A 23,043-nucleotide genomic window follows, 5' to 3' on the forward strand; every position below is an offset into this window, starting at 1 on the left:
TATTAAGCACTAGTAATCAGTATTATTTATTGGGGTTGGATAGCTTCGTCGTCAATTCCAGGATTTCTTCCGGACTGAGGTGGCTGTAATCGTGGGTAACCTCGGTTTTCTGCATAATTGCCATCGTCTTCGGCGCCTCCATACCCTTGAGTTTGATGTACTGGTCAAGAACCTTCGCAGCTTCTTTCAATTGATTGCTGGCGTATAGGTCACGGTAGAGCTGCCAGAGCTTCGTCACGACGTCCGCACGGTCTTTCTCCTGTTCTTCACCGAGTTCCTTTCGAATCTGGTCTTTGGTTTCCTTCACGTAGTTCTTCGCCTGACGTACGGCCACCCCATACTTCTGACGGATGGCGTCAACCATCTGCGTATAGGTGAAGCCACGACCAATCATTGTCCGGGTGAACTCGATGTATTCGCGGCGCTTTTCCTTCAACTCGGTTTTGGACATCGAATTGATGACCTGGAGTCCTTTGGCTCCTTTCATTGGAGCCGGAAGGTTCGGGTTGTTTGTATCCATAAGGGTATCTATCACTAGTAAATAAGAGGCGGCGTTACCCAGGGTGAAACGCAAACGACCAGCGGGTTCAGGGCTGGTCGTTGCTAGTAGTAATTCCGGTATTATTCTCGGGGTCGAAGGTTCCAATCCACCGTTTTCAGGTGGGTTTTGATGCGCTTAATGGCCGTATAGACGAAGGTTTGTTTGAACTCCGACTGGGCTACCAGTTGCTTCATTGTGAGGTTATCCAGTACGTAGGTTTTGTACAGGTTTACTTCCTCCAGTTTGAAGATGTTATCCTGAACGCAGTCGTCCAGGTAGTTGAAAAGTTTCTGGTATAATTCCGAATAGTAAGCGTCGGTCAAATCCTGGTCGGTTTCATCCCGAGGTTCCTGGGCTGCGAATGCTGGGTGGGTATCGGCGTCTTCCAGGTTATCCAGGCTCACCACCGAGGTACGGATTTCGAAGTAGGTGTCAAACGTCAGCATTTGGGCGCCTTCCCGTAACCAGTCTTCTTCGTGCTGAACTTTCTTCCAGTCCCGGTTCCGCTTGTATTCGGCACTGACGTTCTTCATTCCCTGGGTTCGGTAGTTACACCAGCAGGCGAAGAGGATGTACCCGATAACCTTGGCTTCGGATTCGAATTGAATCAATCCGTCGTGGTGGCGAAGTACGGTGTTGGTAATTGCCTCGCTGACCAAATCCTGAAGGTCTTCGCGCCCGATGTTATGACGAAGTTTGTATTGGATTCCGTCTTTGACCTTCTTCTGGATTTCCTTTCGGTTTGATGTGATTACGTCATAGACCTGTTGCTGGGATAGGTAGGTGGTGGTACTAGTATTGTTCTCAGTATTCATATACGTGTTGTGTATATAAATACGTCCGTTTAATGCCAGAACCGATTCTGTCGATAAGTTTCTGCTACTATTCTCCCATATACCGACAGCAGTTAAGTATTATTCTACAAGTAGCAGGAAAGGGATATACTAGAGGCATAGAAGAGTATATATATACTCCCTTGCGATGGTACACCTAGAGCTTACATACTGGTATTGATTCCTGGGATAGACTGGAGGTAGGAGGGAAGGGAATGTTCTCCTTCTTCTATTCCCTTACGATGGTACACCTGGACAAAGACAGTGGATAACGTATTGATATACTGTGTAGTACAACGTCAATCTGATGTTCGCTGATGGTCGAACTCGGTGGTGTGCAGTACCCAGGTGAAAAATTATTTTCTCAAAAGTGAGGGAAAACACGTCGTTCACCGATGTCCGGCACTATTTACTAGTGAAGCCCGAGGGCAGGCGCCGAACACCACGAAAAAATAGTTTGGAAATAAACTTATCTAATCCAACTAGGGAGTGTATGTTTGGTCAGAAGCCTGGGAATCCGGCCTTACTGAAAATAATACTGAACCAATGAAAATCGAAGACTTCATCAGCACCCACGGACTGAAGCAAAACCACCTAGCGGAACTCCTGGGCATCAGCAACGCCACCTTCACGAAGAAGATGCAAAGCCGGATTGAATACGGATTCACCGAGGCGCAACGCCAGACAATAATTGACTACATCCGAAGCTGGCAAACGGTTGAACTCCGCTAGTCAGTGACGATAACCACGACGACAATGAACGAGCCTTGAATGTTCTGCGGAGAATCGCAGAATCCAGAATTGGAACTGGATATAGAGAATACGGGATGCGGTAACCCGAATGAATTACGCGCACGGAAAGGAACAATTCTTTCACAGGCCCCAGGGCCAATAACCTCTTTTGAAAATGACACGCACTAGTGCAACCCCAAACCAAACCGTTCAAATCGTTAGACGAGAAAAACGCAAAATTCGCCTACTACAGCTTCGTGGAACGCTACTTCCTCCACAGCGCCCAGCATAACCTAACCGAGGTTTCCGACCTGGAATACACACCTGTCATCGGGTTCCAACAACACGATTTCGAATACCGACGTTGGGGACATATGTTCATCGGTGAAATCAAAGTACGCCACGACAGAGACTTCAACTACACCGAAGGTTCGCTGATTGAGGTGAAGAAGTACAACGCCCTGATGAAGCTGCATCGGGAAACCGGGAAGACTCCGGTGTACCTTTGCTTCTGGAAGAACGGACAGGTTACCATTCAAAACCTGCTCCGCTACCCGAACCCGGAACTAGTGCTGATGCCCTGTCCGAAGGATACGGCCAACGGCGGCGCCTATATTGAGAAGGAATGTTACCTGCTGAGCTTCTTCCGAGGTACCGAGGTGGAACAGTACGACAAGCCGGATATGGAAGTGATACGCGAGAAGTTCAAGCGCAAGTACGTCCAGCAGTAACCAACCGCAGCCACTAGCACATAGGTCAGCCCCAAGCTGGCCTTTGCTGTTTTTAGGGTAAGCTGAAAAAGAAAAACCCCGATGTTGGGGTAACACCGGGGCCTGAGTAGGTGTGGCGTGAAGGTTAGCGCCAATGATGGAATTGCTTACTACCAGGGTTCAGCAGAATGATGTATTTACCCTGACGGATGAAGCCTTGGTCTTCGTCGTAATTCTCATCGTCTTCAGCTACTTCGGTAGAGTCGGTTACGAACTTTACCTTTTCGGCAATGACTTCCACAGTACCGTCAACTTCGTGGTCTTCGAACCCGAAGTGGCTGTATGGGAAATCGACATTGTAGTGGTCAACCTTGTCAGCGTCGTATAGGTCGCCGGTAACAGCGCCTACGTACAGGATTTCTTCGTTGGCGTCGTAACCCCAAGGATAGGATGTCAAATCCTGTACTTCGTATTTCGTCTGGGGCGTTTCCTGGATGAACTTAGGTAAGCGGGTTTCAGTAGGCATTGCTAGCAGGTTAAATCCAGCAACAAAATAGCAAGAAAGAAGCTCAGGTTACGCTACCTGTTGGTTTGAGAGTCGCATCACCTGTACGGCCGTGAACTCCTTGCCTCGTCGGGTTCGGTACCCGGTGGAATTCAACTGGGCAGCGACATCACGTAAGGTCTTACCCTGGGCCAACAGTAGGTTGACCAGTTGGGCAGCTTGAACATTCTCCTTTGCCGTACGTGCCTTCTCCTGTTGCGTCTGACGACCTTTCAGGCGCCCGTCATCGCTGAAGTTGCTGGGGTTGCCAAGGGACTCACCTCGGACCTTCTTCGCCTTCAGGGCTGACTTCGTACGTTCGGAAATCATTCGGGCTTCCTGCTCAGCCAGGGCCGCGAAGATGTGCAGCGTGAACGGGGTGGCTGTCGGGTTATCTACGCAGACGAAATCGGCGCCCGTTTCCATCAGGGTAGCAATGAAGGCGACGTTACGCGCAAGTCTGTCCAGCTTGGCTATGACCAGCTTCGCGCCCGTACGCTTCGCCTCGGTAATAGCAGCGGCCAACTTCGGACGGTCAGACTTCTTACCGGATTCGACCTCAATGAACTCACTAGTGATAACACCCTGGGTGCCGACAAAGCTGGTAACCATCGAACGTTGTGCTTCCAGGCCCAGACCGGATTGACCTTGACGCTGGGTAGATACTCGGAGGTAGGCGACGAACTTCATCGGAAATTGGATTTGTCCTGCTGAGGTATGCGAAGTTAATCGGTTTGTTACAACATTACAACGGGCGTACTACCAATGTAACAAATGAATCCGAACATTTTTCGATGCCAAATCCTGACCGGATTCAATATGTATCCGACGATATGCGTCTAGGCGAATGTTCATCACATCCAGCATCGATTCGCAGTATTCGGAACAGTGTTTGGGTCATTCGAATAAGAAAACACTGGGAAAACCGAGGGTATGACCGGAGTGAAGTCAGGGCTACAGGCAGAGGTAGTCACTAGGGCAGGGTAGGGAATTGATTCTGAGAACGGGAAAACCTACGGGCATCAAAACCGGGTTCTGGGTAGCTTTAGGGCCGATTCTGAGTACAGGTAGTATTGAATCCAGCGTCTCCAGGCGGGATTTCCAGGCTCAGGGGGTAACCTCGGGTATAGGGGCCGCTGGGGTTGGATTGTGTGTCTGCGTAGGCTTCAGATGTCGTTACACCCACGGGTAGTTTCAGCCAGGGTAAAATCGGTACCCCAGGAGGTTTTCAGCGGCCCCGTAGGAGTTGTTACCAATGAAAAACCCACCCAAACGATGAAGTTCTGGGTGGGTAGGGGTTACGCTGGGTCTGATTCGGTATCAGTACCGGTAGTTGGGTTGGTTGGAGTTTCGTTGTTCGAGGTGATACCCAGGTGAGGGTTTTCAGCTCGGTAAGTATCCAGCAGGTTGACGATACTCTGGACGGCTTGGGCTTTACGTACTCGGAATTCGGCCTTCTGGTCTTCGTGAAGGTGTTCGTCAATGAACCAGTCGGGAGTCAATCCTTCCTGGGTGTGCTGATAGATTTTGCTCAGCAGTTCTACTTCGGTCATATAAGGTTAGTTGTTGTTTTCTAGGTTACTAGTGGTGGTGTTATTGTTATCCGTATCGGTGATGTACACGTGTGCGTCGCCTCGGCTGATTTCCAGGAATCCGTTCCGCTGTAGTTGCTCAGAAAGTTCTTTGGTTTGTTCCGGGTAGCGGAGGAAGTGACCGATTACGTCCGCTAGGATTTCTTCCGGGTGAATGTCGGTGATGCCGGGTTCGAAGATGATTTCTATTTCCATTAGGGTTACTCTCAGTTCTGGTTATTCTCGAATACGGCGGTTACCTGAACGTACTGCTGGATAGCTTCCAGCATTGCCGGTACATCGTGGTTCTGCTGGGCGTACTTGTAATGGTCTTCGATGATGTTCAGGGTTTCCATACACATCCGGTTGATTGCTCTGTATGTGTTCATCTAGTTGTTATTGTTTTCTTCTTTATGGAACTCCGGATGTTCTTTCCGGTAGGCTTCCATCTTGCTTTCGTAGTCTTTCCGACATTTCCGGATGAATTCCCAGTATTCGTTCTCGGGTAGGCGGCTGATTTGGGTTACCACGGCTGTCAGCAGGTCTTTCGGGGTTACTGGGTTATTGCTTGACATCACAACCTTCTTCGGAGTTTGTTATGAATGTTACCAGGGCGCCGAATACCATCAACATCAGGCCGATGATGGCTGCGTATATCTTCTGTTTCATACTAGTAAATACGCTGGTATTCCCGCTGGATGGAATCCGTGAGTGATTTTATCGCCTCGGTGTTCTTCTGGATTTGTTCCAGGAGTCCGTCCAGGCCCAGTTCTTTCCGGAGGGCGTTTCGGTGTTCGCGGCGTTCCTGTCGTTCGGCGGCTTCCACGGGAGTCAGGATAACCCCGTGTTCATCGGTTTCGACGTGTACGGCCACTAGGCTTCGGAATGGGTTTCGTTTGGTCTTCATTGGTATTGCTTTCCTCTAAATAGTCCGAGGGTGGTACCGAAGACCTGGTTTTACCCGGTTTTCCAGAACTTTTTTTCGTTTTAGCTACCGGATTTGCAGCTTCTTCCGGAATGATGGTTATCTGGTAGGTATTATGAGCCAACTCCAGGTTGGGTTCGATGGATATACCTTTGTAGATGTGTTTGTTATCCTCTCGGATGATACCCAATTCGCGCATCGTGTCCACTAGTACCTTCGTGCCTGCTGTCAGGTTATCGCAGTCCATTCGGCTGTTGTATTCGATGCGCAGGCGGAACGCAGGAAGTTCGGGTATTCGGGCGCCCAGCAGCATCGTTCGGAAGCGTTGCTGGTATTCTTTCTTGACGATGTTGCGTTGGTGGTGGTGTTTGGTATAGACGGCGTTCAGGGATAACCATTGGCCTCGAAACTCTAGCTGGTACATACGTAACTGAATACGGAAGCCAGGGCGCCTACTAGGAACAGCACCAACCGAGTTTTGAAGTTGAATTCCAGCTTTGCCGTACTGGTTGTACTGGAATACCGGATGTCGAACGGCTGGGAATCGATTCTGGAGCGGCCCCAGTAATAGGCTGTGTTGTGCGGTAGGGAGAACATCAGCGCGTAGCTCAGGACAGCACAGAGGGCCTGTAATGCGCTCAACTGGGTACAGAGGATAGCCACGGCTACCAGGGTTATTCGTTCCAGGACGAATACGACGTGTTCATTCCAGCGGAACGCTTCGGCGCCTTTGCGGCTCCACAGGATACTGTCTTTGAATCCGGACAGCAGGGCGTAGGTATTCAGCAGGAGAATGAATAGGAGGTAGTATAACACGTGGGTAAATAAGAAACCCCGTCCAGACGAATCCAGACGGGGTTTCACTAGCGGAAATGTTCTCCGTACACTTACTTGTTCTTAGCCTTGGTACCACCACCGGTCACCGGGCCGTCTGCTCTAGCGGCTTTGTTACCACCACCGGTCACGGGGCCGTCAGCGTTGTCCAGTTGGGGATGATTCGGGTAATGCTGGGCAAACAATTTTTTGTTTTCCTCCGTGGCTAACGTTCCGTTCGGTCTGTTCGGCAAACCTGTAAGTTTCGACCTACCAAACCAGGACACATTCAGCACAGCTTCGGGGTGCTTCGGGAACTTGCGTAGGTTTTCGATGTACTTGGCCGATTTACCTTCTTCCGATTCGGAATCGGTACCGCTGGAGTTGTTACCCGCCTCCAGGAGTTCAATGGCCTGCTGAAGGAACTTCTGGGATTCCTGTAAGGCTGCTTGGCTTTGCTTGAAGAGCTTCAGGGCGCCTTTGACATCAATCTTCTGGGTGTCTTCCTTCTTCTGGTTAGCCAGCGATTTGATGTACTTGAAGTAGTCTTCCAGGTTGATTTCCTGTTGTTCGTTGGTTCGCTTCGCCATTGTTATCCGATTTGGGTTCGAAGCAAGTATAGCGGGTTTCGATTACGCAGCCAACAAATCCGATTCCGGTTCCCAGGAGTTCATCAATTCCATCGCTAGCGAGTAGATGTCCGTGGTTTCCATTTGAACCGATTTCGGCCCCGTGGTGAAGACATCTTCTTCCACGGTAGGAGCAACCCCGACTTCGTTGAAGAACGCTTCCAGAATCAATTCTTTCGCCTGCTGGGCATCTTTCGCCAGTACCACGATGCTGTCGTGAATCGTCTGGTACCAGATGTCACGGCGCTGGAGTTCCTTACCAATGGTTTGAAGAATGATTCCGGCTTCCCGACGCTGCATCAGGATTGCAAGGTTCGCGTGGTTACCCTGCTTGTTGCGTTCCACTAGTGCGGCCACGTTGGGGAATTGTTTCCGGAACCATTTGCCTTCCTCGGTGCGGGCGCTGTAATGATTGGTACAGAAGAAGACCGAAGCGAAGAACTGAACCTTGAACGCTTTCCGGTTCTCGGTTACCTCCAGGGAATCCATCACGAAGTCGTAGAATTTGCCGGTGGCCGTCAGGTGAATGTACTGCTGAACATCCTCGGGTAGTACCTGACCTCGGTAGTGGTCAATCAGCAACAGGCTCAGCAGGTAGGGTTGGGAATTGCGGATGTCCAGGTTCACCAGCGCGGCGCCGTGGTCGTCCTGATGACGCAGGAAGTTGCGGAGGTCGGTGCTGAGGTTGCTCAGGTTCGTGTACACCCTGGACAACTTATCGGGCTGATGGAAGAAGTACTTCTGGGTGGCAATCTTCCGGATGGCTTTCTGGTCGCTGCTGTGTTGGTCGTGAAGGTTGGACAGTAGGAGGTCGTAGGCGTTCATACCCTCGTTAACCTTGCGCTGTACAGCCTTCTGGAGCTGCTGTACCATCGTAAGAGAGTAAACCGGCGCCTGGGCGGATTTCCACGTGGTTTTCAGGGCTGGGTAGGTGCTAGCTACGGCGTCAACCGTGGTTACCTCCGTCAGGGTGGGTTTCCAGGATTCCAACAGCTCCAGCGAACATTCCAACTTGGCATCGATGTACGCCTGGGCAGCGGCTTCCTCAATCGTGAGCTTCTTCAGGTTGGCCCAGTACCGGTTCTTCAGGTGTTGCTTCGTGTAATCCAGTTGGTGTTTGCGAAGCTTGGCTTCAAACTTCTCGTTCAGCACCATCCGGAAGACACCCTTGGATTGATAGGCTGGGGCAATGCGGTAACCCAGGGCTTTGCCTTTGATACCTTTCTTCTCGTTGGTCTGGATGTAGTAGCCGTCTGTCTGGATGTAGCCCCAGGTCAGGAGGTTCTTCACGATGTCGTCTGCGTAACGACGGCCCAGGAACTCCCGCTGGTTTTTCATCGGCAGGTTCGAGAAACCATCGGCGCCGATGCGGTTGTAGATGCGGGTTTCGTAAATCTTATCCAACACGTAGTTGTATTTGTCTGCGTGGTGGTTGATGTATTCGTCACTGAACCCGAGGGAATTCAGGACTAGGGGGATGTCAATGGCTGACGGTACTAGTAGTTCTTCTTTGAATGGCATTTCATTTTGGATGTTTAGGGCATTAGCGGCGTTCCACGGCCACCGATGACATCCGGTCATCACGGGTATCCGTTTTGAGTGGGTTGGAACGCGCCCTGGGTAAAATGAACAAAACCCCAGGGCGCCCCAGTCGATTCTTTGGAAAGCGTTCGACTTCGCTTCTGTATGTAAATAGTCGGAGGCACGGGCAAAAGCATCGAATTCGACCGACCGATTGAAAATATTTTGTAGGGCAACGTTTTCCCTACTTACCAAATATGATGTTTTCTTTCCAATAACAGAAGAGTATCGATGTTATCTTATTGTTAACCGAGGTATAACAGAGTGCCAACGGGGGCCTGGAGGAAGTACGTAATGTTCTCCGGTACTAGTGGAGGTATAGGTAGGGGTATGGTATTCCTTTCAGTGTTATCCATCTACTTCCTTACGATGGTACACCTGTAGGTATTGGTGAAACATCTTGTATTCCAATAGGGTATCTATCCGGTTCCTACTTCTATTCCCTTACGATGGTACACCTGGACGAAATGCACGTATAACGTACATAATACCAATAGGTTACGGGCAAAAAAGAAACCCCGTCTGATTCAGACAGGGCTTCCCGACAGTCACAAAAAAGTTCATTGGGTAAGTCGGTATGGTGGCCGAAACATCTTACCCGACATCAGTACCGAGTTCATAGCAAAACGGAGGGTAGTACGGTATGTCTGTCCAAATATATCCTCGGTTCCACTAGGACGAAAACAAATCGTTTCGGTTAGATCAATTGGAACAACGGAATCTTCTGCACCTCGGCGCCCAGGTTATCCGTTTTGTTTGCGTACTTCATCAACGTCTGGACTTCGATGTGGCCGGTCATCCCTTGAATCTTCGGAATCGATAGAGCCTGCTGGAAACAGTAATTGATGAACGTTCTGCGACCTGAGTGACTTCCCAGATATTGCCATTTCTTCGTCCGTTCGTCCCGAATCAATTCCTTACCGCAGTATTCGCCACGGATAACCTCGGTCTGGAGTTCGGGAATATCCTGGGCAAACTCCCGAAGCAATTGGATGAAATAGAAGTCTTCCATCATCGGGATTTTGTAATCGTACTTCCGAAGAATCATCTTCACTAGCGGCGTCACGGGTATCACGCAGCGGATACCCTTTTTGATGGTTTTTACGGGCGTGACGTGAAGTTCTTCCTGACCCTGGGCGTTCTTCTTCACCAACGGTTTGAAGTCCTGGAAGGCGTCAGAAATGCGTAATCCGGTGGCGCACATAAACACCATAATATCCTTCGTCCGCTCGTAGTCCGGGCCGCTAGTGCGGTTGGGTTGGTGCGCGTACTTCTTCAGGGGCTTCTGGTAGCCCATAAACGCCCGAAGTTCGTGGTCTTCCAGGTACACCACGTCGTTGTCGGCCATCGGTAACTGGAACTTGTACTTCTTGTAATTGGGGTTCACGGGGGCGTCATCGGCCCAGTAGTTCAGAATCGATTTTACCTTGGTGATGTAGTTTTCGATTGAGGGGTTCAGGATGCCTTCGGAAATCATATGGGCTTCCAGGCCGTACAGCGCCTCGCGGTTCACGTCCTGAAGCTTCAGGTTCGCGTCGTAGCGGTTCAGCAGGTTCACAATCGACTGGTAACCCCGAATGGTCGCTTTACCCAGGCTGTTCTTCCGGGTTTCCAACATCCTCTGAACGTAGGTAACGAAGAGGTCAGCGGTCTGCTCGGGCTTCTTCAGGGTCTTTCTGCCCATCACCTCGTTGAACGTCTGGGCGTACAGCGGGTCTTTGCTCAGGGTGATGAAGTTCTTCGGCCTTTCCAGGGTATCCGATTGCTCAATCAGGGATTTCGTCTGCTGGCGTTGGGCCGCTAGTTGTTGTTCTAGGTCACGAATTCGTTCCTGAATATCTTCCTCCGCTAGCTTTGACTTAATCGTGGTGCTCGTATGCTCCAGCACGTTCGTCCGCTTCTCGAACTGGTCACGTTTCTCCTTTGCTAGGCGGGTGGTCTTCACCCTCTCGTACTCTTCCCGAAGTTCGTGCTTATCGAAGCCGATAACACCACGGTCACAAATCTGGGTGTAGGCTGACATCAGGTCGTTACAGATGTCGTTCACCAAGTCGTTCAGCGGCGAACGGTCACCGACTACGCGCCCGTTCTTGAAGATTTTGGGTTCAATCTGATACCCCGTGGGTACCACTAGTTCGACTTTGCCGTGGCGGAAAATGACGTTCAGCGGTTGTTCCGACTTGCTGGTGTTGACCTTGCGGAGGAAGGGCGTACAGGTTGCCATCAGGGGCCTGGAATAGGGGAGTGGAAATTGGATTCTCCGGAACGGTGGAAAACCTCTCGTAACTGACTGCCCCAAAGGTAATAGTCTGTACTGAACTCTGTACTGATGTCTGTACTGATGGCAAGAAAAAATCCTCTCCAATTGCTCAGAAAGGGCATTTTTAATTGTTACCTGTTTTGGTTGTGGAAAAGAGGGCGGCTCCTAGCTGCCCTTTTTTTATTGTTTATACCTGAGTGACTGAATATACCGCGAATAAGCTGGACGAAAGCGTTAGGCTCATCCGGGAAATACACAATATAGTAGGGGTTTCAAGCCAGCCAATACGTACACATTGTCAGGTGGAGGTTTACAGTCTAGTCCTGAGATATGTGTTGTACCTGACAAACTGCTCACTGCTGACATTTAGCGCAGCCGTGAACGAAAACGACCAGCCGATGCCAGCTGGTCGTTTTCGTTCACGGCTGTGTGTTCTTCGGTAAATCTAGTACAGGCTGATTATGGAATTCGGTTAATCTCGCGGCGGCATTTTATCGCGTTCAAGCACGGATGCTTGTGGCGGACTTTACCAAAAACGGTTGGTGCACACTACTTGGGCTTTCTTCTTGATACGCAAGCCTACGAGCACTTCGTGGCTGCCACCGTGGTAGCCTGCCAGCTCTGAAAGGCCTGCGTCGTAAGCGTAACCGACGGTGAACTGCTCGTAGCTAAGGCCTGCCATAGCTACCACCGAGTCGAAAGCCCGCCACGATACACCTGCCCACAGTAAATCCTGGTACTTCACTTTGGCGTTGAGATCGAGCGAAAGCGGAGCCGGGCTAACGGCTTTAACCAGCACCGATGGCACAAAGGACCAGTCGTTGCTAAGCGGCACCCGCACGCCACCGGTCAGGAAGTAATGGCGTTTGAGTACGTTGCCGGGAGCACCAGATTCCAGTTGGTTGGGGCCGTAAGCGAAGTTGAGCTTGTTGCCAAGCAATTGCGCGCCCGATAGCCCAACGTAGAAGCGCGAGCTGTATACCCACAAGCCCACGTTTACGTCGGGCACCCGAGAGGAGGCGCTTGGCGCAACGGTAGTAGGATCGAAGAACTGCAACTGCGACCCATCGACGGCAAACTGCTGCAGACCCACCGTGGCACCTAGGGCGGCCCGTAAATCGGGGCGCAGCACAAGGTTGTAGGCGTAGGAGGCATAAAAACCCGTTCGGCTGGTAGGGCCCGTAACGTCGCGGTACATTATGCCGCCGATGGCGTGAAAAGGCCGACGCCGGTCGCGAAGGGTACGTTTGCTGGTGCTGCGCCACTTGCCCAACGAGGAGTTGGCCGTGAGGTAATACGTTTTGGGTGCTCCTTCGAGGCCGGCCCACTGGGTGCGGTAGCTGGCCTTCACATCGATGTAATCCTCCACACCGGTAGCGCCAGGGTTCAGGAGGTAACTGTTGAGCATGTATTGGCTGTACTGCGCCTGTTGTTGGGCCAGGGCTGGCGCTGCGGCTAGTAGCAGCACCAGCAGTGGTAGAGCTCTTGTCATAACCGTGATGGTCTTTAGGCCTGTCCAGAAAGGGTTGTCCTGCTGCACAAGCTGCAGCAGGACAGTTAATTAATACAGGATCGTAATCGACCCGCTATAGGACCGACCCAGCGGACCCTTCGTGACGATGACGTAGTAGTACGTGCCGACCGGCGCGGGCTGGCCGTTTATGTCGCCGCGCCATTCGTTGGAGCGGCCGTAGTTGCTGGTTGAGAAAACCCGGTTGCCCCAGCGGTTGAACACGCTCACGGTATTCTCGGGGAACTGCTCGATAAACTCAATCTGCCAGGTATCATCGCGGCCATCACCGTTGGGCGTGAAGGCGTTTGGAATGCGAATGGGCGGACGCACCGTCACCGTAACTTGGTCGCTATCAGCGCAACCATCAGCCCCGGCCGACAGGGTGTAGGTGGTGGTAACGGTGGGCGAGGCCAACGGCCGCAGCGGGTCGTTGTCGGGGAAGGTTAGCCCTGTAGTAGGCGTCCACGTCACGGGGTAATTACCGTCGGCGCGGCCTTCCAGCCTAACAGAAGTGCCTGCCAGAATTTCCTTGTCGGGGCCGGCATTTACATCAACTGGCGGCTGAATGCGTACCGGTACCCCGTTGGAAACAGCCGTGACGGGTTGCCCGCAAACGTTGGTGGTGCGCAGTCGCAGCGTTACGGTTTGCCCTTCGCGCAGTGTGGTGCTGGTAAACACCGGGCCCGTGGCGCCGGGTACGTCGGTGCCGTTTACCTGCCATTGGTACTCGGGCGTGGGGCCCGGCTCTGTTACGTTGGCAATGCTGAAGGTAAGCGGCGCACCTAGGCAAACCGGGCCGCCGGGCTGCACTGCAATGGTAAGGGTGGGTTGCGGCGTTGGCGTGCGCGTGATGGTAACGGTAGCGGTGGCCGGCCCTGTGTTGCATAGCCCAGCAGTAGGTGTTACTTCCACGCGTACTTGGTCGCCGGTAACCAGTGTGCTGCTCGTAAACGTGGGCCCGGTAGCTGCGGGCGAGTTATTCACAAACCATTGATAAGTGGGCGAGGCGCCCACGTTAGTAGCCACGGCCGTGAACGTCAGAGGCGTACCCGGGCACTGCACGGGCGGCGGCGTCAGGCTCACCGTGGGCGTTACCAGGGGTTGTACCTGAACGGTTACCACATTTGTAACCGCTGAGGCGCATGTGCCGGTACCCGAGGTAACCCGGCGGCGGAAGAAGGTGGTAGCCGAAAGCGGGCCAGGAGCAAAAGTTTCGCTGGTAGCGCCGGCAATGGCGGTCCAGTTCGTGTTGTCGGCCGACGATTCCCACTGGTAAGCAAACGTACCCGTGCCACCGTTGGCTCCGCTAGTGCTGCTGAGCGGCGCAGGCGTAGTACCAGCGCAAATGGACTGATCGGCAGCGATACCGCCCGGGGCCAGAACTGGTAACACCCGTATCACAACTGGCTGCGAGGTTTCGGGTCCGCAGGCGCCGGAGCGCACCTGGCGGCGGAAGTAGGTGGTGGCCGAAAGCGGGCCGGGATTGTAATCGGCCCCAGTAGCGCCGGGTATGGCCGTCCAGGTGTTGTTGTCGGGCGACGACTCCCACTGATAGGCGTAGCTACCTAGGCCACCACTCGCAACTGCGGTGCTGGTAAGTGGTGCAGGGGTTGCCCCAATGCAGATTGTCTGATCGGCAGCTATGGAACCGGCTACCAATGGTGGTGCTACGGTTATGGTAATAACATTGGTGTAAACCGGACCGCAGGCGCCAGCTGTAGCCCGGCGGCGGAAGTAGGTCGTAGCCGTTAGCGAACCGGGCGCAAACGTTGAGCCGGTAGCGCCGGGCAGGGCCGTCCAGTTCGTGTTGTCGGCCGACGATTCCCACTGGTAGGCAACGGTGCCCCCGCCGCCTGCCCCCGGAGCCGTGCTCGTGAGTGGCGCCGGGGTAGCACCCGAACATAGCGTTTGGTCGGCGGCGATGCTGCCGGCCGTCAGAGCCGGTAATACTGTAATGGTAACGGTATTAGAGGCGGAACTGCTGCAGGTGTTTGTGCTTATCCGGCGGAAGTAGGTGGTAATAGAAAGTGGGCCGGGTGCGAGAGTCTCGCTGTTGGCGCCGGGGACAACCGACCATGTGCTGTTATCGGTTGACGCTTCCCACTGGTAGGTAAACGTACCCGCACCACCCGATGCTGGAGCCGTGCTCGTCAGGGGCGCCGGGGTGGCGCCTGCGCAAATCGTCTGGTCGGCGGCGATGCTGCCAGGTGTTAGGGCCGGCAGTACCGTTATTGTTACTGCAGACGAAGTTTCGGGTCCGCAGGCGCCGGAGCGCACCTGGCGGCGGAAGTAGGTGGTGGCCGAAAGCGGGCCGGGGGCGAAGGTCTCGGCGGTGGCACCAGATATGGCCGTCCAGGTGGCATTATCCGGCGACGACTCCCACTGATAGGTGTAGCTGCCCGTGCCGCCCGTGGCCCCTGTGGTGCTAGTAAGCGGAGCAGGAGTAGCACCCGGGCACAGCGTTTGGTTGCTGCCAATGGTGCCAGCTGCCAACGCTGGCGCTACCGTGATAGTAACCACGTTGGAAAAGACCGGAGAACAGCTGCCTGAGCTAGCTTGCCTGCGGAAATACGTGGTAGCATTCAGCTGCCCCGGCGCAAACGTTGAGCCGGTAGCGCCGGGCAGGGCCGTCCAGTTCGTGTTGTCGGCCGACGATTCCCACTGGTAGGCAACGGTGCCCCCGCCGCCTGTCCCCGGAGCCGTGCTCGTGAGCGGGGCAGGCGTGGCGCCGGCGCAAATGCTTTGGTCGGCAGCAATGGTGCCAGCTGTGAGGGCCGGCAACACCGTAATCGTAACGGTATTAGTGGGTGGAGCAGGGCATGTTCCGGAGCGCACCTGGCGGCGGAAGTAGGTGGTGGCCGAAAGCGGGCCGGGGGCAAAGGTCTCGGCGGTGGCGCCGGGTACCGACGACCAAGTGCTGTTGTCGGTTGAGGCTTCCCACTGGTAGGCGAACGTGCCCGTGCCGCCCGTGGCTGGGGTCGTGCTCGTGAGCGGGTCAGGCGTGGCGCCGGCGCAGATGGTCTGGTCGGCGGCGATGCTGCCCGAAGTCAGGCCTGGCAGTACTGTAATAGCTACCGAGGCAGTGAAGGTAGGTGTGCAGTAAGGGCCTGATTGATTGGGAAGCAGCAATTGAGCGCGCCGGCGGAAATAGGTTGTTCCGACGGGAAGCGAAGCCGGGGGTTGGAAAGTAGCACCGGTAGCCCCGCTGATAGGCGTGAAAGTGGCGTTGTCCGTCGAGGATTCCCACTGGTACACTATCGGCAAGCCAGCATCGCTCGCGGCGTCGGTAGTGCTGGTAAGTGGCGCTGGCGCTGTGCCGGCGCACAGCGTTTGAGAAGCCGCAATGCTGCCAGGCTCGGGCAGGTTCGGCACCCGAATGGTACCACGGGTTTCGCGGCAAAAGCAATCATTGGTGATGCGCAGCGTAACGGTATAGTCGCCGGGCGTTGCGTAGGTATGAACAGGGTTTTGCTCCGCCGAAGTAGTGCCGTCGCCGAAGTTCCAGGAATACACCAGATTGTTGGCTTGCACGGCGAAACTTGCCTGGAAGGTTATCTGCCGGCATCCCGTAATTTCTGCTCCGATACCAGCCCGTAGCAACGAGCTTTGGTTGAAGTTCGGCAGACCTAGGCCCCCGCGGCGGCCGCCCAGCGCCAAGCTGTCGTCGGCGTAGGCAATGGCTTCGCCCAACGAGTCGGGGTAGGTGATAAAGCCAATAGCAGGCTGGTTTTCGCGGGCCACGTAGATCTTCCCGTCGGGGCCAGCCTGCATCGAGCCTAGGTTAACCGGGGTAGTCTGCTTGAGCGGAATGCTCAGCTTGCTGGCCTGCACATTGGTGGCCGTCAGATCGAACTGCAGCAGCTGAGGCGGGCTCAGTACCGTAGCATAAAGCCGGCTGCGGCCCGGCGAAAACTCCACCCCGTAGTACCGCCCTGCGCCGCTGTCGATTACGCGCGGGTTGCTGACCACGCCCGTGGCAGCATCGAAAGCAAACAGCTCTACGGTGCTGCTATTGTCGCCGAGGGTTTCGCTGTAGCGGGCCACGGCCAGCTGCTCGCCATCGGGCGTTACTTTCATTTGCCCGCGGTACCCCTGCGGGCCAGCGTGCACGGAGCCAACCACAGAAATTACGGGATTGGGCTGTACGCCAGCCGGCGTTACCTGATAAGCCAGAAATGCGTCGCCGCGGTTTTCGTTGCCGGAAGTGGCGTTGCCGTAGCCGTGCACAATCAGCCAGATGTCGCAGCCGTTTTTGTGCTGCACGGCGGTCATCTTCTCGGCGGTGCCGCGCGTGAGCAGCGTGTTTTTGGTGGCCGCTACTACTTCGCCTTGCTGCCCGTTGGGAATTACAATTTCGGAGTAGCTGAGCCCTTTGGGGCCGCCTTGCGCATCCTGAGTGAACAGGTAGTAGGTGCGGGGGCCTCCCGGCGGTACAATTCCCGGCTTGCGTATGGCCAGCGGCCCATCGGTTGTTTGGCGGTTGCCACCTAGGCCCGTGCCGTTGGGCATGATGCTGTGGTTACGACTCCATACCGTGTCGCCGTTGCTGTAGAAGAGCAGGTTGCCCGTGCCATCCGACATCACACCCGAACCGGCCGGGGCTACCATCTGGCCGTCGGTGAGCACCTTGGGCGGAATAGAGTCGGTGGCTTCGTTGAAGTCGAGCCCGGCTTTGTAACCGAAGTACCAGTTGTTGATGTACTTCTCGTCTTCGCTACACTCGGGGGGCGTGGTGGGAGCTTGGGCGAAAGCTGAGGTGGCTGCACCGCTTACCAGCAACAACAGCATCAGCAGCCAGCTACGCGCCGGCCACCTCCACTTACCTAAATGCCTATTGCTGGCGCGGCTTGGCCAGCCGCGCCGGGCAGTGGAAGGCGAGGGCGTACAACTATCCGTTTGGGCAGGGGGGTAGAGCGCTGCGGGCATAGTAGGGCAGGTAAGTAGCCGGACAAGGAAGCTGGTACTCAGCAGAGAAAGTACTGCTTACTTATCTCATAGGGGTCAAAGCACGGTAAGCGCGAACTACAGCGAAGTGAGTTGGCTACCGGCTTCACTAAGCTACTCACTGCCGATTATGTTTCTGCAACACAATGTTTAAATAGTGACAAAGTCACCTATAAGCCAACGTTGCGCCGCCCGCATTTCTTGCTTCGGCTGTATAGTTTAAGCGCGGTCGGGGCACACTGTGCCTTATGCTATGACCGCAAATCCTGCGTGTGGTTGCTTTTGGTGAATTAAAGCTGCCGGTTGTGGTACCGTGGCTTATAATTATCCCGGGCTTGATAGCTATTAGGGATGTAAAGAAATTGGCTAATGAGTAGCCAAATGTGGCCGCTGCTTGCGGCTAGTGCAGCTGGGTATCTGGCTAATTAACAGCTACAAGCGACTCATAAACAATGGCGCAAATAATTTGGACCATTGTATATAGTCTTTTGGCAACGTTCCCGGTAACGATTGCATAAAAAAAGGTGATTTCTGGAGGATAAAGAGACTGGATTGGACGCACCTTATGCCCACTGAAGCTGGCTAGGTTGCTAGTCGACCTCGGCGGTGAAGAGCTACTCCAACTCCAAAATACCTCCAGTAGATGCGACAAGGTTTACTCTCAGGAGCTTTGCTAGCCGTAGCAACGGTAGCAAGTGCTCAGGCCCAACAAACCCGGCCGCTCAGTGGGCGCGTCGTTGATGCTACCAACGGCGACGCATTGCCCGGTGTAACGGTGGTGGTGAAGAACTCTACGATTGGCGCTACCACAAACGAGAATGGCGAGTTCTCGCTTAATGCACCTGCCTCGGGCGACGTAACGCTGGTGCTCAGCTACGTAGGCTACATCACCGAGACGGTAAACGCCGGTACGCAAAGCAGCATCAACGTGAAGCTGCGCACCGACCAGAAGGCCATTGATGAAGTGGTGGTGATTGGCTACGGCGCCGTGAAGCGCAGCGACGTGACCGGCGCGATTGTGTCGGTGAAGGAAGAGGACATGAAGAAGGTGCCGGTGGCCAACGTAATGGAGTCGTTGCAGGGCCGCCTGCCGGGCGTCGACATTACGCGCAGCAGCGGCTCGGCTTCGTCGGGCGTGAACATTACGGTGCGGGGCAACCGCTCGCTCACGGCCAACAACGGGCCGTTGTTCATCGTGGATGGCATTCAGTACAACTCCATTCAGGACATCAACCCCAACGACATACAATCGATGGAGGTGCTGAAAGACGCCGCGTCGACGGCCATTTACGGTTCGCGCGGAGCCAACGGAGTAATCATTGTAACAACCAAAAAAGGAGCCGCCGGCAAAACCCGCGTAACGCTCAACAGCTACATCGGGCGCAGTGATGTGGAGTACTATCCATACGTGAACGACGGCCCCGGTTACGTTGCCCAAAAGCGCGAAGCCAACCGCACAACGGGCCTGTGGAACAGCCCCGCCGACGACGCCAAAATTTTCACGCCGCTGCAGCTGTCGGCCATCCAAGATGGCACTTGGTCGCGCTGGCCCGATTTGTTTTTGCGCAACGGTGTGCAGCAGGAGCACCAGGTAGGCCTGGCTAGCGGCGGCGAGAACACCAAGTTCTACGTGTCGGCCAACTACTACGACGAGCAAGGTATTTTCCGGATGGATAACCTGAAGCGCTACGCCACCCGCTTCAACCTAGAGCATGCCGTAACGGATAAGTTTAAGGTGGGTATGCAAAACCAGCTTACCTACTACAACCAAAACAACCGCCGCGACCCGCTCAACATTGCCAACAAAATCGACCCCCTAGGTGCGCCGCGCGACGAGAACGGGCAGGTGGTGGTGTTTCCCAACAACGGCAAGGACATCAACCCACTGGCCGACGAGATAAACGGCAACTACCAGAACAACTCGCGCACCACCCGCACCTTCCTGACGGCGTTTGCCGAGTACCAGCTGCTGCCTTCGCTTAACCTGCGCAGCAACGTGGGCCTTACCCTAGGTAACTCGCGGGTAGGCACCTACTTCGGCTCCAACACCGTCGACCGCAACGGCAGCGTACCGCTAAGCTCCTACGGCACCCAGATGGATACCAACTGGAGCTGGGAAAACATCCTGAACTACAACCAAACCTTCGGCGACCATTCGTTGGCCGTTACGGGTGTCACGTCGCTGCTGACGTTTAAGACCGAGCAAGCCCGGGCGCAAGGCGCCAACCAACTGCTCAACTCGCAGCAGTACTACGCCCTAGGTAACGCCAATCAGCAGGTAGTCATCAACAGCGCCTACGTGGCTAGCAACTTGGTGTCGTTTACGGGCCGGGTGCAGTACGGCTACAAAGGGCGGTACTTGCTCACCCTAACGGGCCGCGAAGACGGCTCCTCCAAGCTGCCGGGCAACCCGTGGGCATTTTTCCCATCGGCGGCCGTGGCCTGGCGCATCGTCGACGAGGGCTTTATGAAGAACCTCACGATGCTGAGCGACCTGAAGGTGCGGGGCTCGTACGGCCTGGCCGGCAACTACGACATTGCCGCTTACTCCTCGCAAACGCCGCTTACCAAAGTGCCCTTCGCGTGGGGCGATGCTTCGGCTCCGGGCTACGCCCTAGGTGCCCGCCTCGGCAACGACAACCTGCAGTGGGAAACCTCGCGCACAGCCAACGTGGGCTTGGATTTTGGCCTGGTGCGTAACCGCGTTACGGGTACCGTTGACGTGTACGACACCCACGCCGATAAATTGCTGATTGACGCTTTCCTGCCCATGACATCGGGCCAGAGCTTTAGTACCCGCAACGTGGGCAAAACCCGCAATCGCGGGATTGAGGTGGGCGTGAACTCGGCCATTATCGACAACGGCTCCTTGCGCTGGAACGTGGGCTTAAGCTGGTTCAAGAACAAGGAGGAAATTCTGGAGCTTAGCACCGGCGCCAACGACATCAACAACGGCTGGTTTATTGGGCAGCCCACGCGGGTGTTCTACGACTACGAGAAGATTGGCATTTGGCAGCTCGATGAAGCCGACCAAGCCAAGGCCTACGGCCAAAAGCCCGGCCAGATTAAGGTGAAAGACCAGAACGGGGACGGGCGCATTACGGCCACCGACGACCGCATTATTGTGGGCTCGGCCTTGCCCAAGTGGAACGGCAGCCTGAGCAGCGACGTGGCCTACAAAGGCTTCGACTTGTCGTTTCAGGTGTTTGCGCGGGTGGGCCAGATGATCAACTACGAGTACGACCAACTCTGGGACCCGCAGGGCATCGAGAACAGCGCGAAGCAGGATTATTGGACGCCCGAAAACCCCACCAACGCTTACCCACGGCCCGATGCCAGCGTGTCGAAGAGCAGCATGCAGTATTTCAGCACCCTAGGTTACCGCGATGCCTCCTACGTGAAGCTGCGCGCCGCCACTTTGGGCTATAACCTGCCTGCCGCTTGGCTCAGTAAAATTGGCCTAGGTACGGCGCGCGTGTACCTGCAGGGCAAGAACCTCTTGGTGATCAGCAAAGTGAAAGACTACGACCCCGAGCGCGGGGCGGCCGCCGCTGCCGCGAACCCCGAAGCAACGGCTACGACCTCTACCTCCACGCCAGCTGGCGCACGGGTTGGTTTGGCTCCGTTGTCGAACCCCATTCCGCGGGTGCTTACCGTGGGCCTGAACCTCAGCTTCTAACCTCCCAACTACCCATATCAAGTCATGAAACGCACGACAAACAAACTGATGCTGGGTGCGGGGGCGGTACTAACGCTGCTTGCTGTCAGCTGCGATAAGAAGCTTGAAGAATTTAACCCCTCGGGCCTCACGGCCGAGGTGGTGTACACCACGCCCGCGGGCTTCGAGAGTCTCGTGAGTGCCGCCTACTCCTACAACCGCTGGTGGTACGGCAAGGAAGATGGTTTCAGCGCTTCGGAACTGGGCACCGATTTGTGGCTGCGCGGCGCCGGCGACGTTAACCCCGAACTAACTGATTACACCACCAACCTGCAGTCGAGCTCCAGGGCGCTGGAGGTGCTGTGGGGCAAGCTGTATGCCGCCGTAAACCTGTGCAATACGGGCATGGAGTACCTAGGCAAATCGGGCCTCTCGGATGCGCAGAAAAAAGCGCGCGAAGGCGAGCTGCGCTTTCTGCGAGCCTTCTATTACTGGCACATCGTTGAAACGTGGGGTGGGGTTCATTTCACTACCGAATCGACGAAGAGCGTGCAAACCACTGCCAACCGCACCTCCGAGGACGAGTTCTACAAGCAGATTATAGAAGACCTGACGCTGGCCGTGGCCAACTTGCCCGCTACCTCGCCCGATTACGGCCGGGCCACCAAACCGGCGGCCGAGGCTTTTCTGGCAAAGGTGTACCTCACGCGCGGCAACTATCAGCAGGCGGCTACGCTGGCGCAAAAGGTAATCACCGGCTACAACTTTCAGCTGGTGCCGCGCTACGCCGACCTCTGGGCCATGAACAACCTAGAGAACCGCGAAATTATTTGGGCCGTGAATTACTCCAAGGACCTGAGCCTGAACGACCGCACCGATGCGCTTCTGTACCCCGACGGGCACCCGCGCGGCGGCAACAACGGCCACTTGCTTTGGATGATGAAGTACGACGACCAGCCCGGCATGATCCGGGACGTAGCCAACGGGCGGCCCTTCAACCGCTACATGCCGTCGTTGTTCCTGCTGAATCTTTTCGATGAAACCAAGGACTCGCGGTACCAGGCATCGTTCAAAACGGTGTGGTTTGCCAATACTGCCGTGGCTGGCCGCTTGGCCGTGGGCGATACGGCCGTGGTAGCCAGCAAGCGCGAAATACCCGATGCGCTGGAGGCCACCAAGAAGTACCGCGTGTGGGACCTCAGCAAGGTGTATCGCGCCAACGGCACCGTGAGCGGCGACCGGCTGCACTACGTGTGCCTGCGCAAGTTCGACGACCCAACGCGCCCAACCATTCAGGAAGAGCAAAGCGCCCGCGACGCCTACCTCATTCGCCTGGCCGATGTGTACCTGCTGAACGCCGAAGCCGAGCTGCGCCTAGGCAACACGGGCAAAGCCGCTGCCCTAATCAATTCGGTGCGTAAGCGGGCCGCGCTGCCCGGCAAGGAAAGCCAAATGGAGATAACCGCCGCCGATGTTTCGCTCGATTTCATCCTCGATGAGCGGGCCCGCGAGCTAGCGGGCGAGCAGCACCGCTGGTTCGATTTGAAACGCACCGGCAAGTTGCTCGCGCGGGTGCGCACCTTCAATCCCGAAGCCGGCCCCAACATTCGCGACTACCATTTGCTGCGGCCCATTCCGCAGCGCCAACTCGATGCCGTGCTGAACAAGGACGAGTTCAAGCAAAACCCCGGCTACCGCTAGCATGTACAGCACTGCCCGGCCCCGCGCCGGGCAGTGCTTTTTTGGTACATAGCACTTCTGACAGTTGGTTAGTGGCTATTGAAGCGGC

General features: G+C 55.2%; 20 protein-coding genes. 4 read left to right on the forward strand and 16 right to left on the reverse strand.

What is annotated here, in order from left to right:
* Positions 1 to 22: 22 nt before the first annotated feature.
* On the reverse strand, positions 23 to 487 hold the full coding sequence (locus tag ASU33_RS11855; protein ID WP_149867181.1) for a hypothetical protein: 465 nt from the start codon (positions 485 to 487) through the stop codon (positions 23 to 25).
* 134 nt (positions 488 to 621) lie between these two features.
* Positions 622 to 1,074: a hypothetical protein gene (locus ASU33_RS21275; protein WP_149867182.1), complete on the reverse strand. Its 453-nt coding sequence runs from the start codon at positions 1,072 to 1,074 to the stop codon at positions 622 to 624.
* A gap of 846 nt (positions 1,075 to 1,920) precedes the next feature.
* Between ASU33_RS21275 and ASU33_RS11865 the strand changes: the two genes are divergently transcribed.
* Both ASU33_RS11865 and ASU33_RS11870 read left to right on the forward strand, forming a co-directional pair.
* Entirely contained in the window at positions 1,921 to 2,106 is a 186-nt protein-coding gene (locus ASU33_RS11865; RefSeq protein WP_059071060.1) for a helix-turn-helix domain-containing protein, read from the forward strand.
* Between the two features lie 257 nt (positions 2,107 to 2,363).
* Entirely contained in the window at positions 2,364 to 2,837 is a 474-nt protein-coding gene (locus ASU33_RS11870; protein WP_149867183.1) for a hypothetical protein, read from the forward strand.
* 124 nt (positions 2,838 to 2,961) lie between these two features.
* On the opposite strand, the gene ASU33_RS11875 is transcribed toward ASU33_RS11870, so the two are convergent.
* The 14 genes from ASU33_RS11875 to ASU33_RS11925 all read right to left on the reverse strand — a co-directional run bounded on the left by ASU33_RS11875 (position 2,962) and on the right by ASU33_RS11925 (position 17,440).
* Positions 2,962 to 3,342, reverse strand: coding sequence for a hypothetical protein (locus ASU33_RS11875; RefSeq protein ID WP_059071062.1), 381 nt, complete (start codon positions 3,340 to 3,342; stop codon positions 2,962 to 2,964).
* Between the two features lie 48 nt (positions 3,343 to 3,390).
* The gene (locus tag ASU33_RS11880) at positions 3,391 to 4,050 is read right to left on the reverse strand and encodes a recombinase family protein (protein ID WP_059071063.1); all 660 of its coding nucleotides are present in this window, start codon (positions 4,048 to 4,050) and stop codon (positions 3,391 to 3,393) included.
* Between the two features lie 608 nt (positions 4,051 to 4,658).
* Positions 4,659 to 4,913, reverse strand: a complete 255-nt coding sequence (locus tag ASU33_RS11885) for a hypothetical protein (protein WP_059071064.1) — start codon at positions 4,911 to 4,913, stop codon at positions 4,659 to 4,661.
* A 6-nt stretch (positions 4,914 to 4,919) separates the two neighbouring features.
* Positions 4,920 to 5,147 (reverse strand): hypothetical protein, encoded by a 228-nt coding sequence (locus tag ASU33_RS11890; RefSeq protein WP_059071065.1) that lies wholly within the window; start codon positions 5,145 to 5,147, stop codon positions 4,920 to 4,922.
* Between the two features lie 11 nt (positions 5,148 to 5,158).
* The gene (locus ASU33_RS21810) at positions 5,159 to 5,287 is read right to left on the reverse strand and encodes a hypothetical protein (protein WP_286130513.1); all 129 of its coding nucleotides are present in this window, start codon (positions 5,285 to 5,287) and stop codon (positions 5,159 to 5,161) included.
* Positions 5,288 to 5,320: 33 nt separating this feature from the next.
* On the reverse strand, positions 5,321 to 5,506 hold the full coding sequence (locus ASU33_RS21280; RefSeq protein ID WP_160328180.1) for a hypothetical protein: 186 nt from the start codon (positions 5,504 to 5,506) through the stop codon (positions 5,321 to 5,323).
* Between the two features lie 95 nt (positions 5,507 to 5,601).
* Positions 5,602 to 5,757 (reverse strand): hypothetical protein, encoded by a 156-nt coding sequence (locus tag ASU33_RS21475; RefSeq protein ID WP_160328181.1) that lies wholly within the window; start codon positions 5,755 to 5,757, stop codon positions 5,602 to 5,604.
* Between the two features lie 22 nt (positions 5,758 to 5,779).
* Complete coding sequence (locus ASU33_RS11895) at positions 5,780 to 6,280, reverse strand: hypothetical protein (protein WP_059071066.1); 501 nt, start codon at positions 6,278 to 6,280, stop codon at positions 5,780 to 5,782.
* Positions 6,268 to 6,672, reverse strand: coding sequence for a hypothetical protein (locus ASU33_RS11900; RefSeq protein WP_059071067.1), 405 nt, complete (start codon positions 6,670 to 6,672; stop codon positions 6,268 to 6,270). The genes ASU33_RS11895 and ASU33_RS11900 overlap by 13 nt, the downstream gene beginning before the upstream one ends.
* A 71-nt stretch (positions 6,673 to 6,743) precedes the next feature.
* On the reverse strand, positions 6,744 to 7,259 hold the full coding sequence (locus ASU33_RS11905; protein ID WP_059071068.1) for a hypothetical protein: 516 nt from the start codon (positions 7,257 to 7,259) through the stop codon (positions 6,744 to 6,746).
* Positions 7,260 to 7,301: 42 nt separating this feature from the next.
* On the reverse strand, positions 7,302 to 8,819 hold the full coding sequence (locus tag ASU33_RS11910) for a hypothetical protein (RefSeq protein ID WP_059071069.1): 1,518 nt from the start codon (positions 8,817 to 8,819) through the stop codon (positions 7,302 to 7,304).
* Between the two features lie 757 nt (positions 8,820 to 9,576).
* A complete protein-coding gene (locus ASU33_RS11915; protein WP_059071070.1) occupies positions 9,577 to 11,103 on the reverse strand; it encodes a phage integrase SAM-like domain-containing protein in 1,527 nt (508 codons plus the stop codon).
* A 562-nt stretch (positions 11,104 to 11,665) separates the two neighbouring features.
* Positions 11,666 to 12,631, reverse strand: a complete 966-nt coding sequence (locus ASU33_RS11920; RefSeq protein WP_149867185.1) for a PorP/SprF family type IX secretion system membrane protein — start codon at positions 12,629 to 12,631, stop codon at positions 11,666 to 11,668.
* A 69-nt stretch (positions 12,632 to 12,700) separates the two neighbouring features.
* A complete protein-coding gene (locus ASU33_RS11925) occupies positions 12,701 to 17,440 on the reverse strand; it encodes a DUF8696 domain-containing protein (protein ID WP_059071072.1) in 4,740 nt (1,579 codons plus the stop codon).
* Positions 17,441 to 18,239: 799 nt separating this feature from the next.
* On the opposite strand from ASU33_RS11925, the gene ASU33_RS11930 reads away from it, so the two are divergent.
* A complete protein-coding gene (locus ASU33_RS11930) occupies positions 18,240 to 21,275 on the forward strand; it encodes a SusC/RagA family TonB-linked outer membrane protein (protein ID WP_078063082.1) in 3,036 nt (1,011 codons plus the stop codon).
* Between the two features lie 24 nt (positions 21,276 to 21,299).
* Complete coding sequence (locus ASU33_RS11935; protein WP_059071073.1) at positions 21,300 to 22,955, forward strand: RagB/SusD family nutrient uptake outer membrane protein; 1,656 nt, start codon at positions 21,300 to 21,302, stop codon at positions 22,953 to 22,955.
* Positions 22,956 to 23,043: the final 88 nt, after the last annotated feature.

This window comes from Solirubrum puertoriconensis, from assembly GCF_001483135.1.
GTDB lineage: Bacteria > Bacteroidota > Bacteroidia > Cytophagales > Hymenobacteraceae > Solirubrum > Solirubrum puertoriconensis.